Raw genomic sequence first — 2,412 nt, 5'->3', positions numbered from 1 at the left:
CCCATCAACATAAGTTTAGCGGATGTTTGACAACCGGGGGAATCCATGTAGCCGCGTTAAGTAGTGAGCAACACTACCACGAAACCTAACCATACCACCGTAAACACAAAACCCAACGATGGAATGAAAAATGCCAAGCGTTGGGAATCAGTCTTAAATGCTATGTTATGCTTTTTTTACAACCATACCCTCATTCGTATTAAGAGCTTCATGAAACAGTTGCCAGCACTTAAACATTGAGAACCAAAGTAAAACACCACTTACAGCAAACATCGTGTAAATATCGTAGTTTTCAAACTGGTGAAAATACTGAATATCACCATAAAACTGCTGTATATATATGGCTTTTAATAGAGTAATAGCCGTAGAGGTTATTGCTGCATAAGTAGCAATATTGACAATTACTTCAAGAATCCACAGTTGATTACTTTTAAACATAGGCACGTCTAACGTAGTCTCTGGTACAAACATTGTGTGACAAAGGACAGAAACTACTACAAAAATAAGACACACAATCATTAAATAGCCAGATTCGAGAAAATTACGTATCAGTAGCATTGCTTCGGTCTGATAAATTGTAAAGATGAAACAAACTATGGCTAAAACACTAGCTGCGAGTAAAACCTTAAAATTCACGATTTACTCCCATTGAAGCGCTTCACCATTAGAAGATCTTTTTTATCTTTATCACTTCCAATTAAACCACCAAGCGCACCACCTGCAATTACCCCAGCAACTCCGCCAAGCAAACCAACAGCACCACCAATTACCATAGAAACAGCAGCATTATCACTAGATGGCTCTGCCGTTACATTGCTAACACTGTAAACGTGACCGTCGAGAGTAAATTTATGACCACCAATTTTATTAACAAGATCTCTCTTAGTCAGAGCAGTCATTTTTAGATAAATCTTTTCACCCGATTGCTTTTTTACAAATAATCTCAAAAGACCTCCAGCTAATATGAAGATAGACATTAATCAGAATGGCGTTCATTGTATCATTTCCTCTGAAGTCATCAAGGTGCATATGTCTGGAGACAGACAAAAGCATAACGCCGCATTAAGTGGCGAGCAACGCAGGCCACCCGACCTAAACCATTGTGCCGTAACACTAAAGCTGAATCAAACCGAAAATGCCGAGCATTGCGAATCCGTCTTAAATGCTTTTGTTAGCACGCTGTACTCGATGGTGGAAGTGAATCAAGTGTGCTCGTGCGTTTGTGATTGTATTGTGAGTATTCTGAATGTCAGACAACTCAAACTTACGATAAGTAGTCTTATCTTTTGAGCATGCTACCCCTTCAGAAGGTGATGCGTACAACCAGCTAGCATGAGTAAATTGATTTCTTGAATTACCACTGTCGTCGAGTAACTTTTCCAAAATAGTAAGAGCTTCTCCTAGTTCGTGGTTAGAGCCAATAAGAGCCTTATACTGCTTAACAAGCTTGTCTAGCTTACCTTTGTACATTTTACCAAGGACTTTTATATCAATAGATTCATCGAGCAATTCGTAGGTTTCAGTAAGGCAAATCGTGATTTCATCTTCAAGGGCATTGAACTCCATAATCATTAAGCCAAAAGGACCACTGATTTTGTTCAAGTATGCATGAAGTTCATCTTCACTTTCATAAACATCAACATGCTCGAAAATGCAATTTTCTCTAATTTTGTACGTCATTATGGCTCCTGCGTGCTAACGCCCTGTTAAGGTGTGAGCAACGCAATACCAAGCCGCCGCATACCACCTTAAACACTAAACGCAACGCATAGTGAAAATGCCACGCGTTGCGAATCACTCTTAAACAGTTTGTTGAACGAAGCCGCTGCGCGGCAGAGTAAAGCGAGTGCAAGCCATACTCTTGTAACACCATCATTTGGATGGTCGTTGACAGGAGTAACTTATGAACCCCACCGACTTAAAACGCTACAACGCCCTTTATGAACAACACCTTACCAACCTAAAGCTGCAAGGTAAACGCCCTGCGACGGTTGATGCCTATTCTCGTGCGGTTCGTCGGATCACCGATCATTTCGATCGCGTTCCTGACACATTAACCACGGCCGATCTCAAACAGTTCTTCGCGTCTCTTATCCAAACCCACTCGTGGAGCACCATTAAACTCGATCGTAATGGCTTACAGTTTTTCTATCGCTACACGCAGGGTAAACAGTGGGAGTGGCTCAATATCGTGAAGCCGCCACAAGTGAAACGACTGCCCGACATACTCACACCGCAACAAGTCAGCTCACTGATTAACCACACGCGACAAGCCCGTTATCAAGTCTTCTTCTTAACTCTTTACAGCATGGGATTACGCCTTGGTGAAGGGCTCAATCTCACGGTTCACGATATCGACAGCCAAACGATGCGGGTTCACATACGCGAAGGAAAAGGCGGCAAAGACCGAAT

The 2,412-nt window shown here is 41.9% G+C and carries 4 protein-coding genes; 1 reads left to right on the top strand and 3 read right to left on the bottom strand.

The window, feature by feature from the left end:
* Window positions 1-165 precede the first annotated feature (165 nt).
* The 3 genes from AB6E08_RS23030 to AB6E08_RS23020 form a co-directional block, all read right to left on the bottom strand.
* Window positions 166-636 carry a hypothetical protein gene (locus tag AB6E08_RS23030; protein ID WP_102338649.1) on the bottom strand — a complete coding sequence of 157 codons (471 nt, stop codon included), beginning with the start codon at window positions 634-636 and terminating at the stop codon, window positions 166-168.
* Window positions 633-947, bottom strand: coding sequence for a hypothetical protein (locus tag AB6E08_RS23025; RefSeq protein ID WP_133148807.1), 315 nt, complete (start codon window positions 945-947; stop codon window positions 633-635). Before AB6E08_RS23025 ends, AB6E08_RS23030 begins: the two co-directional genes overlap by 4 nt.
* 211 nt (window positions 948-1,158) lie before the next feature.
* Window positions 1,159-1,680 carry a hypothetical protein gene (locus AB6E08_RS23020; protein WP_157934780.1) on the bottom strand — a complete coding sequence of 174 codons (522 nt, stop codon included), beginning with the start codon at window positions 1,678-1,680 and terminating at the stop codon, window positions 1,159-1,161.
* Window positions 1,681-1,903: 223 nt separating this feature from the next.
* Between AB6E08_RS23020 and AB6E08_RS23015 the strand changes: the two genes are divergently transcribed.
* Window positions 1,904-2,412 (top strand): tyrosine-type recombinase/integrase (locus tag AB6E08_RS23015; protein WP_372160322.1); only part of this gene is annotated, 509 nt, incomplete at its 3' end.

Origin of the sequence: Vibrio sp. 10N.247.310.24 (assembly GCF_041467175.1) — a bacterium.
Taxonomy (GTDB): Bacteria; Pseudomonadota; Gammaproteobacteria; order Enterobacterales; family Vibrionaceae; genus Vibrio; species Vibrio tasmaniensis_A.
The sequence above is the reverse complement of the archived record's forward strand: the minus strand, read 5'-3'. Positions and strand labels throughout refer to the sequence as shown.